The following is a 14,319-nucleotide window of genomic DNA, read 5'->3' on the forward strand; positions in this document are numbered from 1 at the left end:
GTGTCAATCAATTACATGGTTTGCTGGGTGTTAGATGCCAACGATACCCCAGATGTACAGGGGGGCGGTGAGGGTAAACACCAGACAGGCAAACAAAATGGCGGGTGCTGTCCACTCAAACTGCCCGGTTTTCCGATAATCAAAGTATGCGGTACCCACTTTGACAAAGAAAAACACGGCGAGGATCAGATCAATGGCAGGGAAGACCACGTTGTTGACCACAGTCTTGATTTGGGTGGATGCGGTGGTCCAGGTGCTCTCTACGGCTCCAGCTACATCTCCGCTGCCAGCGGCTAGGGCTGTGCCTGCCATCAGGGAGGTCATGGCCAGCGCCACCACCAGTAAGAGAGCAAAGCGTTTGTAGTTCCATTTACGCATATATTACCTCCAGTTACAAAAATATAGTGTGTATTTGGGCCCGGATGATGCTCTGGAACATCAGGGGGTGGAGGCCCACTGAAAAAAGGACTCAGGTGAACCATTACATCTGCTGGCTCATGGCCTGCTGGGAGTTCTGCTCCTGCTGCTCCCGGAGCTTTTGCTCATAAGCGGTATTGACCGCCTCCACCAGCGCAGTCCGAGCTTCGGCGGTGATGGCGTGGAAGGTGTCGTTGTACTTGGTCTGACCGTGTTTTTGGTAGGACTCCTGGGGCATGGAGACGAACCGGCCTTTGTCGGACTCGATAATACGGATGCCGTGGACAGCAAAGGCATCAGCGATGGTAGCACTGGCATAGGCTTTGGTTTTGAAGTCTCCATCTACCAGACGGTCGATGCGTGCTTCTACCTGAGGGGTGGGAATGTCCTGCTGTATGTTCTTAGGTGTTGCCATGGTGTTGATCTCCTTTCTTTACATGGATGGATGGCTCATGTCGGGAACGGTGAGAGATTTCTGCTGAAGCTGCTCCAGATGCTCTCTGGCCCAGTCGGGCAGATGCTCCTCCCGGAGAATGCCGATAAAGTCGCTGCGATTCCACCTGGCCTGCTCTCCGTCGCCAAGACAGGTGGCATATACCGCTCGGCCGGAAGCGGTGGGGGTGCATCCGAAGCCCCCAGTCGCCAGCCAGAGCTGGTTTTCCGGAGCCCAGTAGGATTCCTTCAGGGTGAAGGGACTCATGACCAGCACCGTGCCTTCCAGCGCTTGTCCGGTCATATCGTCGCAGTGGGAGCCGTCGAACAGTTTTAGCTCTGCCTGTGCCTCTCGGAAAGCGTTGACGAAGCCGTCCAGCACAGCAGGGTGACTTTCCACCGCAAACTCATAATTGCGGTCACAAGGGGGAATAAAAGTGGATGCAGCCCATGTTTTGTTTTGAGGGCTGAACCGCCCATCATACTGCTTTTGTTGTAGGGTGGAAGATAACACCCATCCCACACGCTTAAAACCGAAGCTGTCGATGACGCTCTGGGCGCAGTTAGCGTCCAGATGCATCCCATCAAAGCTCTTGCGGATGGCCTCCTCAATGGCTTGCTTGCAGGCGACATTCTCCGAGTGACTTGCCTGCCAAAGCCCTATCTCGTCTTGCCGCTTAGCTTCGGAGAGGGAGCTGAGGTAGAGGTAAGCGTAATCATTAGTCATGAGCCTTTTCACACTCCGTGGCCATTTTGGTCAACGCCTCGTGCCACTTTGCTTTGTGGTCGTCGGACACCACAAGGACAGCGCCGTCTACGCTGAACACTCGGAGATTGTCAAAGAGAATGCCTGCATCCGCAAAGGCCTCTGCCGGAATGGGAAGCATATCCTCGTCACACCCGTGGCAGCTGCCGCACATATCCTCATCGCCCTCCTGGCCCTCCCAGCCAGTCATCATATCTGCGCCCAGGCTGTTGACCAGCCGCATCAGCGTCATCATTGCGGCGGCTTTCTCCACAGGTTTCATCTCCGGCTTGAGCAGGACGATGGCGTTTTCCAGGGTGTGCAGCTCCAGGGTTTTCTCTCGCTCCAGACCGCTCAGAATCAGGGCGGCAGACTGGATGACGGCTTTTCCGTCGTTGGTGTAGTTGATAAATGTCATGTTCATTCCTCCATATCGTTAAGTATTTTGATTTGGTTCATGGATCAGGGTATAGCGCCCCTCGTACTCGTCGGTGGGGGACAGGTGAAACATACTCAGTTGCCAATTCCTTGCCGTGTTGTAGCGGCGGGGGTCGTAGTTGGTGATGACAATTTCTTCGTACTCACTGCCTGCCTTCTGGGACATGCTGTTGGGTCGGGTGGTGTAGAAGATATAAAACTCCTGATACAGCTCCACGATATAGGGACAGTAATTGTAGGACACCATGACGTACCCTTCACAATTCAGCAGGGCATCGTGGAGCCGCTGGTGGTCCTCTTTGGGGAAGGCCACCGCATAGCAGCCCTCCGCCTCGTAATAGGGCGGATCGCAATAGAAAAACGCACCTTTGCGGTCATATTGCCGAACGATCTCCACGCAGTCCTTGTTTTCAATGATGACCTCCGCCAACCTGCGGGAGCATTCCCAGACCAGGTGAAAAAAGCGACGGATGTCGCAGGATTTTCCTGCAAAGGACTTGGCGCCGCCGCTGAAGCTGTACCGGATGAGTTTGAAGTAGTCTGCAGCCCGGCGGACGTCTCCACGAGGAGCCCTCTCCAGCATCATTCTGCGGATAGCCTCTCCATCAGGCGGCTCCAAATATCGCTGGGTCAGCTCCATCTCCTGGGTGAGATAATCGTCGGTGAATTCTTCCTTGGAGAAGAATTTGTACAGCACATTGAAATCATCTCGGGTGTTCAAGGGCAGAAAGCCCAGTTCCAGAAGCAGAGCCATAGTTCGGTTCTTGACGCAGCAGAAGAGGTTGGTCAGGTCGCTGTTGAAGTCGTTGTAAACCTCCATACATCCTTGCTGAATGGGACGGTTGAGGGTTACGGTACCACTGCCGCCAAACACGTCGATAAACCGGGAAAAGCGTGGGGGAGCCAGGCGGTGGATCAGCCAGAGCAGCTTGGCTTTGCCGCCCACCCATGGGATAAAGCTCTTCAATCGGCGTCACCGCCAAAGGAGTCCAAAGCTTGCTCCAGACCCTCGATGGCCAATTTCAGGCCGTACTCCATGGCCCTCAACTGGCCAATGGTGGAGTAGACCTCTCCGGCAGTCACGGCGTAGAAGTAACCGTCCTGGCTGCTGGCGATGGGGTGTCCCTTTTGTCGCAGACGGTGGACCTGTTTACGCAGTTCGTTGCCGTTGATGTGAAGCGCCAGCTGGATCTGACGGCTTTTCTGGATGTTTTTTCTGCCTTTGCACACGGCCTTCAGATAGGCCAATACCTGTTGTTCTCGCATCATTGTTCCTTTCCGGGGCCATACCCGAACAAGGAGCAACAAAAAAGCAGGAGCCGTGTCCCTTTCGGGTACGGCCCCTGTGTGTTTTGTTTGGGAATATGAGAGGGTTACGGTTTACTGCATCTGCATCCCTCCCAGTTTAGGGTCAGAGGTAGGGCAGAGGAGGGGTTCGCCATCTTCTCGCGCCACCAGTCCATAGGGAGTCAGGACTGCATTGCCATGATTCAGGATGTCTCTGCCGTAGGCGTTGAGATTGACGTGCTCTTGCAGCATGGAAAGGGTTTGCTCATCCAAGATGGTGTGCAGCTTCTGGAGTGCCACCTCCTTGGGACTGCGCTGGTCGGGCTGGAGCAGGTAGTCGTCCAGATTTTCCGCAATGCGAGCGGCGGCGACGACCTCGTGGCAGTCGGTGGCAAGGATGACTGCTTTGAGTTTGGTGAGCTGTCCAGACCGCTCCAGGCATTTGATGGCCTCTGCCAGATGATTCAGATCCTGGATGTCGTTGCACTCCAGGTTCTCCAGTAGATCGGGAATGGCGCTGTCCTCGGTCCAGAAGACCACCTGATCCCAGGAGGCAGATTCGCCCAGCTCCTCCAGCACACGGTCCAGCTGACTCTGTGTGGCGGGGAGTTCCAAAGTGACCTTGGGTTCCTGCTGATTAGAACCTTTGGCCACCAGCAGGCGAATGGCGTAAGAGGGAGGCTTGGGAACTACGACCAGGCTGTCATGTACCTGCTTGAGGTCCGTGTGCTGAGTCACATAGCCATGGCTGACGAAGACACCGCCCTCCTCCTGTCGGGCTTTTCGGCCCAGCTGTGCAAAGTCCAGATAGTCAAAGATGGAATCGGAGACATCCTCTACTTCAGGAATAAAACCATTTTCAGCATAGAATTTGCCCAGTTGATGATCTGTAACGGCATCCACCACATGACAGCAGTCCGTGCTGTAAGCCAGATTCAGCAGGGTGGAGAGGGGGATGGGACCATAGTCCTTGGCGGCTTCCATCTGGACCAGTCCTTCAAAAACGGCCTTTTCCATGTCACTCAGCCCCTCCAGCCTGGTTAGCAGGGTGTTGAGCTGGTAGAGGTCACAGTCCGAGCTCAGATGGTCATGGAGAAAGGGAAAGGCTCCCGGATGGAGCAGTTCCAGGTCCGGTTTTTCACCAGGGGCCATTTGGAGCTTATCCATGGCATCCTGGAGCTGGTAGTAGGTAGCCGGAAGCTCCAGGCAGCTGTATTGATTATTTCTTCCGTAGAGCGCAATGCAGAACGCATTATCCAAGGGTCATCCCTCCCAGCGTCGTTCCGTGCTCCATATCCTTCGCCTTGTCCTGGGGACAAGGCTCACTTATTTCGCCGGAACTCCTTTCCCCACCAAACCCGCTGCGCTGGGCTTCGGCGGGGGCCCCGGTTTGTACATAGTCTTCCTGATACTTGGCAGGGTCTGCGCCGGGGACATCCCAGCCGCACAGACTGCCCACCTCCATGGCCTGTCTCTGCCACATATCTACGCCAAGGTGCTCGTTGAGCTGGTCGGCCAGCTCCACATTCCGCTCTTTGTCGCCGGTGTCCCACTCCGAGGGGTGGTAGCCGGTTTCACCTCGTTTGATGCAAATCAGCTGGCCCGTAGTGGGCAGGGTGGAGTAGCACATCTCCGGCAGTCCCTCTGCCAATTTGGGGGAGAAGCGCTCCTCCTCCGTCTGGATACTCCAATCGTCGAAGCTCCACAGATGGACATACAGCTCGTCGTCACCAATGCAGATGTCCCGCTGCTCAAATCCTTCGCCCCAGCCATCCGATGCCTGTCCAGAGATGTACTCCTTTAGGTTGGACAGTTCCACCGGGGTAAGGGCCCCTGCAACACGGCATTCCGCAACACCCCAGAGCTGGCCGTCTCGATCCTCGACCGTGAACACAGCGGACTGGACTTTCCGGTTGACGCTGTCATCTTCGCTGTACCAGTGCATCAGTCCACGTTCCATTTCTTCCGGCATACGGTATTTGGTGAGAGCGCTGAGAATGTCACCTTCGTAGCCACGCAGCATTTTGCCATCCAGCTGGGTACAGTCCTCCTCTATGTCGCCGTACTCGTTGCGAGTGTACAGGTCTGCTGTCAGGGGCATATACAGCTTCAGGGTGGTGAGTTCCGGTGGAATCACGGAGAAGCTGTCCTCTCCAATGATCAGGGCAAGGCCACTGCCGTTGTCCCACTTCATGTGGAACTGGCCGATATCGTCGATGTAGTCCAGGGTGCCGGTGCTGCCCGGCTCCAGCTGGGTATAGGGGTCTTTCATCTCTCTGAGTTTAATTCTGGTTCCTGCGGGGAATTGCTCTCGCAGGAAATTCAGCCATTCCTTTGGAACTGACACTTACATTCCTCCCATCTGAAAAGTTTGTTCTTCTTGGTGTGTTTCTTCCATCGTCAGCACCTCCAGGCTCACCGTGCCGTGGTAGGCCACATATCCCCGGTCGGTAAATGCACCGGTCTCTTGATTCATGTGCTGCAGGCCGTACTTCTCGTAGTCATAGAACTCGTCCAGATTGGGGTCATACTCAAAGTGGCCGGACTGCTGGATCATGAATGTTCCGTACTCTGCAGGGGTATGGGCGCCGGGGGCAAACTGGAACAAATCCAGATTCTCGGCCAGACAGCGGATCTGGCTGGCATTCTCTGGCTTAGCTAAGGCTACCACAGCCCCCAGCTTTTGAAGGTTATCCCGGTCAAGTCTGGCCACAGCCCATGCCAGGTCGTTGAGGTCGAAGATGCTTTCCTGTTTGAAATCCAGTGCTACGTCCACCTCCATAGGGAATTCGCTGCTCCCTACTTGAAAGCACATATCCTCCGGGTCTTGGATGCCAGAGCGAAGCATACCACGCTCCAGCTGCTTCTTTGTGGCGGGGAGGTAGAGCCAGGTGGTGGTATTCTTGGTGTTCTCCGGCTCCCCCTTGGAGATTAGCCCCAGGGACAGCACAGTATCATCGTGGATGTAGCAGGGGAGATGCTTGCCGTCGTAGAGTTGTTCCAGCTGTATCCCGTTGTCGTAGACCACACCGTAACGTGTGACGGTAGCTGGGGTGCTTTCCATCAGAAGAATTGCGGTTTCTTCACCATCCAGATTCCCCAACTCCTCGGTGCTGGCACATCCGCCGTGGGTGTTCATGTAGTGGTTACGACCTATGGCTTCCAGGTCAGAAAAGTCCGTGATGACGGTGGCCTGCTGGCAGCAGAAGGATAGGTTAATCAAGTCTTTCAGGCTGGTGAGGCCCAGTTTCTCAGCCATGGCCTGGAACTGTGCCACCTCGCCACGATCGAAACTGTCCAGCCGCTTGGCCAGATAGTCCAGCTCGTCCAGATTCACCTGGGTTCCCTCCAGCTGATTCAGAACCGGCCAGGGAGTGTGGAGTTCCTCCACACGGCAATCATGGCGGGTGGCGTTTCCCATTTCCAGCGCTTCCAGCAGTTCGGTGCAGCCGTCGTACTGTTCTTTAGGGATGGGGAGGGGGATGGAGACAACGCCATATTCCGGGTGGCTGCTGTTGCGCAATACTGCTTTTGTCACTTCTTTTTATCACCTGTCTTTCGATTTTTTGTTGGGTTGGTGGTTATCATGCTGTAAATCAGCACCACAGCGGTACAAATGCTCAGCCCTAGTGCGAATACCTGCAAGTGTTTTTCCGTGTGAATGGCAGGTTGGGAGACCTCCGCCTGTTCCTGCTGCACATCGGGTGTGGTCGTGGTAGTTGGCTGGATGGGAGCCTCGTCCTCCACCCGCTGGCAGTACACCAAATACCGATGGGTGCCCACAATATAGGGGTGGCAGGTGAGCAAGGTCACCATGTCTTGGCTCGGCTGAATGGCCACAGCCTCCACTTCGTCGGGCCAGATGATAGAGATTCCCGTCACCTGATAGGTCAGGGTCTCCCAGAGGTTTGTGAGGTACACCAGATCTCCCTCTTGAAGCAGCTCCACATCCCGGAACATGGCTTTTCCATTCCAGCCCCGGTGGGCGGCAATGACGCAGTTGGTGGAGCTTCCCCCAATGGGCATACTGGTCTGACCCAGTACCGCCGCTCCATCGTTCATGTGCGCTCTAGAGGCCCCCAGATAAAGAGGTAAGGTGACATCCATGGCGGGGATTTCTAAATAGCCTACGGCATCATCGACTTCCATTCCGTAGTCCTCTAAGTTCAACCCCGGTGCTTCATAGCTGTCTACACTGTCCAAGCCGGACTGATCCTGGGACAGCTGGAGGTTGTACGCCTCCATGGCTTCTCTCAGGTCTTGGTGAATCCCTGGCTTTTTCTGTCCCTGCTCCACCACGGCAACTTCCTCTTTCGCCGTCTGCTCATACACCATGGGTGCAGCAATGGGCTGGCAGAGAATTACCATCAGCACCAAATCCACCGCCAGAGCCAGTCCCAGCAGCCATCTAGCCATGCCGTAACTGCTTCTGGGGACAATTCGCTTTCAAATTCATTTCATCCACTCCTTTTCTGTTGCAAAGAAAAAAGCAGGAAATCTCGGAAGATTTCCTGCTCAAAGCAAGTCTGTTCAGTTTACGTTATTCCTTGACAATAGGCGAAATAACAGGTTTTCCATCTCGATCTAGTAAGGGGGTCAATCCTCCTGCATACCCGGAATGGCTAAACAAATAGTTGACACCGGTTTCCTTGTCCACCCAAATTTCCATACCCTTAGCCATGCCTTGGGAATAGACCACTTCAAATCGTTCTTTTTTCCCCATGAAATCCATCTCCTTTTTCCATGTCACTCAGAATGACCGATACATACAACACGGGTAATGTCCAGGTTATCCCTGAGTTCATTTCTCACGTTCAAATACCACAGTGCCACATTCATAGGGGTGGTCATAAAACATGACGTCTTTTCCACTTGCGTTGTACGTTAATAGTTTCCAGACAATCAGGAAATCTCCGCAACCTGCGACGATCATGGCTTCAGACAGAAGAAACAACAGATCAGACTGCAAGGCAACAGAAACAGCGGCCATTCCAAATCCTAGAATGAATGTTGGCATCAATCCCCCAAGAACATATTGCCATCTTTTCAACGGTTCCCCACAAGTGCAGTATGGGGTAAGCGCACTCCAAATCACTCCGAATGATATCGACCTAAGGTGTCCTTTTGCAAAAATCCCCCACGTCAGCCCGTGTATCGCCTCATGCAGAACAATCAAGACGACAAGCAGAGGAAAGAAGCTCCATCCGATACGAAAAGACAAAAGATCTCCCGAAAATTTGGTGCAGAGATATATTACTCCAACAATCACACAGAATGGCAGCATCATCAGAGGCCCCACGACATTGGCGAAAATAACCCCCACAGTCAGGTCCCGTTTACGATAACCATCTGCACTCATTTTTTGGGAAATCTGTTCCAATCGTTTTTTTCGTTCCTGCTCTTTATGCGTTAGTTTACGTTCCTGTTTTTGCATTACCCTTTCCTCCTGATTGGAGATTGGTGTTTGCCTTAGAATATCACAGACTACTCTTGCTGTAAACTGCTTTCCTCCGCTTAACCCACCAGAGACCCACCGGGACAGCCACGGCCAGCATGGCAAGGTAGATGCCAAATCCGATGCACAGAGCTGTGCGGTATTCGCTCCACCAACTGCTTTCCCCATGAAATCCAGTTCCTTTTTCCAAATTATCGAGGATATACGATGCATGCAATCAGTGTAGTCAACCACGCTACAGCAATGCACAGGAACATAACGAATACGGGAATATTTTTCTTATTATTCTTATGCGACTCCTGTTCGGTGGTGCGACAAGCTATCATGATATTCAAGAAATTTCCTAACACTACGACTACCAAGGAAAGAATATAAAATTTCAATGGCAGAAACCCGAACAAACACAATACATTCCAAACAAAGGCCAACAGGAAAACGGTGCTAAGTATAAGGCATTGGTTCTGAGTTTTCATAGCTTCCACCCTCCATAGCTGAAGTATAGTTTTTATCGGAATATCATCCATATCCGCTGCAAACATATCTGCCTTACAGCGTGAGCACTCTATCTCGTTTTTTCTTTACGGTTTTAGAGAACAAATAAAACTGATATGGTAAGGTAATAACCGCTTGGGACACACATACGGGCAATATTCACAATATTCATGTCGTATTGCCCACACATGAGGAAATCACTTTTGCTTATCGAATATGCTCCCTATTTTCATGCCAAAAAGAAACCCAGCAAAGCCGATTACCGCTGACCAAATGCTACCTGTAAAATAGATTGCAATTCCTGTCCCGACTGTGCCAATTAGACTACCAACCAAAGCGCCTAAACTTTCACATCTCATGATATATCCCCCATTATGTTTTATTAGTTGTCCTCCATTTTTCGTTCGTAAATGCTGACTTTTCTATCATCGTACTATAAACCCTTTGTGCTGTAAACCCTTTTTCCTGCGGTCCAGTCAGACTTCCTATTCTTTCTTCCTACGAGTGAACCTCCAAACGCCAATGGGAACAGCTATCGCCAACATAGCAAGATAGATACCAAACCCGATGCACAGTCCCATACGGTATTCCCTCCACCAACTGCTTTCGTGGTTCGTGGTCTCTGTAGCTGGAATTGCTGAGTCCTCCGCTGTCCACTCTGTTCGGGCACCACGGACCAGCAGGCGATGGGAGTTTATCCCGTAGGGGGTACAGGTGAGCAAGGTCACATAGTCCCCGTTGGGGTCAATCCCGATCTGGCTCACGTCATCGGGGAGCACCACGGAAATCTGATCCACCTCATAGGCCAGAGTTTCGTCCAGTACACGCAGGAAGAACACATCTCCTTGTGTGAGCTGATCCAGGTCGGAGAGGAGCCGGGATGAGGCTAGGCCGCTGTGGCCTGCCAAAACCGCATGACTTCCCTCCCCTCCCACCGGAAGGGAGCTGCCCTCCACCACCCCCACACCAGCGGTGAGGGTAGTGGATTGGGTGCCGTAGTACACGGGCAGAATCACGTTGATAGCGGGAATCTCCAGGGTGGCCAGCATCCCGCCTCCGGTGGGGTCCAGGGCAGTTAGTATTGTCTCGTCCGGGGTTGGCGCACCAGAGACAGAGAATCCGGCCACCGAGCAGCTCTGCTCCAGCAGCTCTCGGTTGTAGTCTCGGGCCAGCTCCAGGGCCACCTGGGTGTCCTGGTTGTCCAGCGCTTCCGCAGCTGCCTCATACTCCGTGATGACCTGGGAGCGTGTTTGCCCCGAAAGCCAGTTGCTGGCCATGGGGTAGAGCATCATCCCCATAGCCAGCACACAGCCCAGCCCCAACAAAAGAGGAGCTTTACTTCTTTTCATCCAGCTCACCCTTCCGCTTCCAGTAGCGAAGGGCGATACACCCGGTGAGCATCCCGCTGGCCAGCACGATGCCTACCACAGTGGTCACCATGGTGCCTTTGCCGCCAGTCTCGGGCAGATCAAAGCCACGGGTGTTGAGGACGGTCAGGGGAACCAGGGCATTGCCGCTGTCCCCCATGGCCTCCATGGTGGCGGAATAGCCGTCCACGGTGGCGGTGGCGGTGAGGGAGCCCACCTGCACACCGGGGGTGTACTTGGTGTCGATGTCCACGGTGATCACATCTTCCAGCAGGGTGTAGCCAGCATCGGTCTGGGTCTCAGTAAGCTGGTAAGTGTCCTCCTCCACACCATACAGATACAGGTGGCCGGTCTCATTAGGGGTCATGCGGGTGGCTTCGTCCACGTTGGTGGTGGTGCCGGTGGCATAGTACACACCCTTTGCAGGGTTGGCCTCTGCCACCACATAGTAGTTGCCGGTGACGTTGGTCACATTCTGGGCAATGAACTGGACGGCATCAAAGTTGGTGCCTCCGGCGGAGAACTTCTTGGTGAGGTGGATGCCATAGCTGTATACCTTGGCTTCGTCGGTGAGGGTGTCAATATAGTCCTGGCTGGTGCGCTCCCAGGTGAGGGTGACGGTATTGGGATTGCCCTCGTCACCCAGGATCATGTCCTCGGTGCTGTTGATCTTGGCGGTGTAGTACACCACGCAGGTCCAGTCGGAGTAGCGGCCTTCCTGCTGGCTGTTGTCCACGGGGGTATTGATGCGTTCCAGACCAGCCTCGTTGAACTGGAGGGTCATCATAGTGGAGCCGTCACTGCCACTCATATAGGACACATCGAAGTATGTACCCTGTCCCTTCTCATTGCACTCCCAGATCTCCACAGCAGTGGCACCCTGGGTGGCAGGGGTGTTGGGGGTGGCAACGGTGTAGTCCTTCTGAGCCGCCTCATAGCTCTCGTACCAGCAGACTTTCACGTCAAACTGGTTGTACTCCAGGCCGGGAGAGAGAATATCCTCGAAGCGGTACTGGGTGAGCTGGGTGGCGTTGGAGGTGATGGTGGGCAAGGTGGACAGGTAGCGGTAGCCCATCACATCTCCGGTGCTGCCGGTGGCTACATCCCGGTAGCCCAGCCCGTCGATGTCGCCGGAGAAGCTGATGCCGTGGGCCAGGTCTGCCACCTCTTTCTCCAGGGTGGGGTTCCCGGTCTCGTTCTTGGGGTAGACATGGACATCGTAGAACCAGCCGTCCCAGGTCTGGGTGTCCGTCATGGGCAGGGACACCAGGAAGGGGTTGACGGTGGAGGTGACATTCTCCGGCACCTCCGTCTCCACCACCAGATACAGGCCCAGGTCCAGGCCGTCCACGGAAGTGGTGCCGGTAATGTCATCGGTGAGAGGCATGGCGGTGCCACTCTGGTTGGCCTCCGCCTCCAGAGCATCCTTGGTGGCTCGGCGGTTGGCGGTGAGCTGTTCCTCCAAAGCGTCGATCAGGGTATCAGAGGTATACCAGGGGATGCCATCCTCGGTTTTCACCACGTCCTCCGAGGTGAGCCCCAGAGTGTCCCGCACATCTTCGTTGTCCACCCCGCAGATGACCTGAAGGGTGGCATTGGCAGCATTTTGGTCGGAATACATGTCGATGCCCCCCAGGCGCAGGTACGTAAACTCCACACCGCCCAGGGTGTAGTCCTGGAGCATGGTCTCCGCCTCGGGATTTTCCTTGCCAGTGGCCACCAGCCCACCGGTGCTTACCCCTGCCTGAGTGGCGGCGGTGAGGTCATACTTGGTGACGGTGAGACTGGCGGTACGTCCGTAGTCAATGGTGGCATCCTGGGGGGTATAGGCCAGGGCCGTTCCGGACAGGCCAAGGGCGGCACACAGGGCCAGACCCATGGCGGTAAAGCGATGCATCTTCTGTTTCATGATTCATTGTCCTCCTCAGTGTTTAATTTGATGTTTTTTATACACAACCAGCCCGGTGACGCACAGGAAGGCCAGGGCCAGTCCGGCACTCATCAGCCAGACGGCATAGCCTCCTGTGGCGGGCAGGCGATACACCAGGGTGTTGCGCAGGTCGTAGGTGAGATGGTAGTAGTAGTTGGTGCCATTGCTGTAGTACACCTCATCACTGGTGATGTCCTTGGCTCCGGCTACCCCATAGGGCAGGGTGATGGTGACGGGCTGGGGCAGAAGCTGATAGCCTTCCTCTGTCTGGATTTCCCGCAGGGTGTAAGTGCCAAAGGGGATGTTCACCAACTCCACCCGGCCTTTCTCATCGGTGATAAGGGTGTCGGTACCTTGCCCAGGGACAAACTGGCCGCCCTGCACCACCAGAGCGGCATAGCGTCCATCCTCCTGCTGGCTCCAGGTCACCACGTTTCCCTGGTTATCCAGCAGTTGGAGTTTCACCCCAGAAAGGTCCTGGTCTCCCTGCCCGGACTTGTGGATGGTGAGCATCCCCAACGGCTGGGTGCGCAGCTGTAAATAAAAAACCACCGGGTCTTGGACTCCGGTGGCTAAGGTCTGGCCCACGCCGTTGGACCAGATGAGCAGGGCTCCTGTATTTTGGGGAACATTCTTTCGCACGGTCAGGGTAACGGGATCGGTGATCTCCTGGGTGGTGGAGAAGGTATAGGTGTTTCCCTGACGGGAGACGGTAATCCCGCTGGTAGAGGGAAAGGTGATGTCACAGCCGGTGTTGTTGGTATCTGTGAGGGTCACTGTGTATTTACCGCTGATGGCATCATACTGCATGCTGTGAGCCATATTGAGGCCCACATCCGTGCTGGCAAAGCTGGGAATCACTCGATGTTCAGCCATTTGGTCCAGCATCCAGTTGTAGCAGTTCTTAGCCGGATGTCCCTCGATCCACTTCACATAGTTGTCTGCCTCGATGGTTTTGCCCCCATAGGATAGATCGGAAATGGATGTAGGGCTGGTGCGGATGCCGCTCTGGGCCTCCCAGATGATGATCTGGGTGGCAAAAGCAAAGTCGTCCACGTTGAAGGCACATCCCACCTCACTTTCGGTGGGCATATAGCTGGGGTTTTCCGGGTTATAGCCGTAGAGCATGGCCAGCATGATACCTTCACGGGCTGTGGGGGAGAGCAACTTGAGGTAGTCTGATGTACCAGCTTCTCCAGAGGTGTAGTCACCTCCGTCAAAGGCTTTGCCGGACTCGATGCAGTAGGCCAGGGTGTCTCCCACATAGTACTTGTTGTTGGTATAGCTGCTGGTTTGGGTTGCCGTCATAATCTTTTTACTGCCGTCAGTGTAATAACGCATGAAACTGAATTTTAACAGAGCGTACTTATGGCCGGTGATGGAGGTGTAGGGCTCTCCCTCCCAGGTGTTGACCACCTCACCGGGAGACCAGGCCGACATGGTGGCCAGCAGGGGCATTGCTTCCTCTGTGGTAGCCTCAACGGTGGGTTCAGCTGCCTCTGTCACCACCTCTTGGGATGGCTGCGTTTCTGGGGGTGCCGCTGCTCCAGGCAATACCCCGAGACACAGAGCACCGCACAGAGCTGTGGTAAGGATGCGTTGGATGAGTTTCACTTGTATCACGTCCCTTCTGAATTGAAATGATCTGTCTCATCTCTGTAAAAGTGATCCGGGTTCCTCGCTATCATAGAGGGGAATCCCGTGTGAAGTAATGGGGCATGGGCAATGTCCTCCTTTCGCCGAAATAGAAAAAGCG

15 protein-coding genes are annotated in these 14,319 nt (G+C 54.5%); all 15 read right to left on the minus strand.

Features of this window, described 5'->3' with window-relative positions:
* Positions 1-30: 30 nt before the first annotated feature.
* Complete coding sequence (locus B5F22_RS00255; protein WP_087389565.1) at positions 31-378, minus strand: DUF3852 domain-containing protein; 348 nt, start codon at positions 376-378, stop codon at positions 31-33.
* Between the two features lie 103 nt (positions 379-481).
* On the minus strand, positions 482-832 hold the full coding sequence (locus B5F22_RS00260) for a SpoVG family protein (protein ID WP_087389567.1): 351 nt from the start codon (positions 830-832) through the stop codon (positions 482-484).
* An 18-nt stretch (positions 833-850) separates the two neighbouring features.
* A complete protein-coding gene (locus tag B5F22_RS00265) occupies positions 851-1,576 on the minus strand; it encodes a DUF3849 domain-containing protein (RefSeq protein WP_087389569.1) in 726 nt (241 codons plus the stop codon).
* Positions 1,569-2,012 carry a hypothetical protein gene (locus tag B5F22_RS00270; RefSeq protein WP_087389571.1) on the minus strand — a complete coding sequence of 148 codons (444 nt, stop codon included), beginning with the start codon at positions 2,010-2,012 and terminating at the stop codon, positions 1,569-1,571. Before B5F22_RS00270 ends, B5F22_RS00265 begins: the two co-directional genes overlap by 8 nt.
* Positions 2,013-2,030: 18 nt before the next feature.
* Positions 2,031-2,999: a DNA adenine methylase gene (locus tag B5F22_RS00275; protein ID WP_087389573.1), complete on the minus strand. Its 969-nt coding sequence runs from the start codon at positions 2,997-2,999 to the stop codon at positions 2,031-2,033.
* A complete protein-coding gene (locus tag B5F22_RS00280) occupies positions 2,996-3,298 on the minus strand; it encodes a hypothetical protein (protein ID WP_143482137.1) in 303 nt (100 codons plus the stop codon). Before B5F22_RS00280 ends, B5F22_RS00275 begins: the two co-directional genes overlap by 4 nt.
* Before the next feature lie 114 nt (positions 3,299-3,412).
* Entirely contained in the window at positions 3,413-4,579 is a 1,167-nt protein-coding gene (locus tag B5F22_RS00285; protein ID WP_087389575.1) for an antirestriction protein ArdA, read from the minus strand.
* Positions 4,572-5,666 (minus strand): DUF4314 domain-containing protein, encoded by a 1,095-nt coding sequence (locus tag B5F22_RS00290; RefSeq protein WP_087389577.1) that lies wholly within the window; start codon positions 5,664-5,666, stop codon positions 4,572-4,574. The genes B5F22_RS00285 and B5F22_RS00290 overlap by 8 nt, the downstream gene beginning before the upstream one ends.
* On the minus strand, positions 5,667-6,857 hold the full coding sequence (locus tag B5F22_RS00295) for an antirestriction protein ArdA (protein WP_087389579.1): 1,191 nt from the start codon (positions 6,855-6,857) through the stop codon (positions 5,667-5,669).
* Positions 6,854-7,735, minus strand: a complete 882-nt coding sequence (locus B5F22_RS00300; protein ID WP_087389581.1) for a class C sortase — start codon at positions 7,733-7,735, stop codon at positions 6,854-6,856. The genes B5F22_RS00295 and B5F22_RS00300 overlap by 4 nt, the downstream gene beginning before the upstream one ends.
* A gap of 124 nt (positions 7,736-7,859) precedes the next feature.
* Positions 7,860-8,042, minus strand: coding sequence for a DUF6440 family protein (locus B5F22_RS00305; RefSeq protein WP_087230270.1), 183 nt, complete (start codon positions 8,040-8,042; stop codon positions 7,860-7,862).
* A gap of 78 nt (positions 8,043-8,120) precedes the next feature.
* Positions 8,121-8,753, minus strand: a complete 633-nt coding sequence (locus B5F22_RS00310; protein WP_087230267.1) for a DUF3267 domain-containing protein — start codon at positions 8,751-8,753, stop codon at positions 8,121-8,123.
* A gap of 998 nt (positions 8,754-9,751) precedes the next feature.
* Positions 9,752-10,615 carry a class C sortase gene (locus B5F22_RS00320; protein WP_087389582.1) on the minus strand — a complete coding sequence of 288 codons (864 nt, stop codon included), beginning with the start codon at positions 10,613-10,615 and terminating at the stop codon, positions 9,752-9,754.
* Positions 10,602-12,542 (minus strand): SpaH/EbpB family LPXTG-anchored major pilin, encoded by a 1,941-nt coding sequence (locus B5F22_RS00325; RefSeq protein ID WP_087389584.1) that lies wholly within the window; start codon positions 12,540-12,542, stop codon positions 10,602-10,604. The genes B5F22_RS00320 and B5F22_RS00325 overlap by 14 nt, the downstream gene beginning before the upstream one ends.
* A gap of 15 nt (positions 12,543-12,557) precedes the next feature.
* Positions 12,558-14,072, minus strand: a complete 1,515-nt coding sequence (locus tag B5F22_RS00330) for a SpaA isopeptide-forming pilin-related protein (protein WP_143482138.1) — start codon at positions 14,070-14,072, stop codon at positions 12,558-12,560.
* Positions 14,073-14,319 lie beyond the last annotated feature (247 nt).

This window comes from Pseudoflavonifractor sp. An187, assembly GCF_002160275.1.
In the GTDB taxonomy this organism is placed as follows: Bacteria; Bacillota; Clostridia; order Oscillospirales; family Oscillospiraceae; genus Enterenecus; species Enterenecus faecium.

Bases quoted from the DNA above. Each gene is read 5' to 3' on its own strand.
- B5F22_RS00255 (WP_087389565.1), bottom strand. From the start codon at position 378: ATGCGTAAATGGAACTACAAACGCTTTGCTCTCTTACTGGTGGTGGCG.
- B5F22_RS00265 (WP_087389569.1), bottom strand. From the start codon at position 1,576: ATGACTAATGATTACGCTTACCTCTACCTCAGCTCCCTCTCCGAAGCT.
- B5F22_RS00260 (WP_087389567.1), bottom strand. From the start codon at position 832: ATGGCAACACCTAAGAACATACAGCAGGACATTCCCACCCCTCAGGTA.
- B5F22_RS00320 (WP_087389582.1), bottom strand. From the start codon at position 10,615: ATGAAAAGAAGTAAAGCTCCTCTTTTGTTGGGGCTGGGCTGTGTGCTG.
- B5F22_RS00280 (WP_143482137.1), bottom strand. From the start codon at position 3,298: ATGCGAGAACAACAGGTATTGGCCTATCTGAAGGCCGTGTGCAAAGGC.
- B5F22_RS00300 (WP_087389581.1), bottom strand. From the start codon at position 7,735: ATGGCTAGATGGCTGCTGGGACTGGCTCTGGCGGTGGATTTGGTGCTG.
- B5F22_RS00270 (WP_087389571.1), bottom strand. From the start codon at position 2,012: ATGACATTTATCAACTACACCAACGACGGAAAAGCCGTCATCCAGTCT.
- B5F22_RS00310 (WP_087230267.1), bottom strand. From the start codon at position 8,753: ATGCAAAAACAGGAACGTAAACTAACGCATAAAGAGCAGGAACGAAAA.
- B5F22_RS00325 (WP_087389584.1), bottom strand. From the start codon at position 12,542: ATGAAACAGAAGATGCATCGCTTTACCGCCATGGGTCTGGCCCTGTGT.
- B5F22_RS00305 (WP_087230270.1), bottom strand. From the start codon at position 8,042: ATGGGGAAAAAAGAACGATTTGAAGTGGTCTATTCCCAAGGCATGGCT.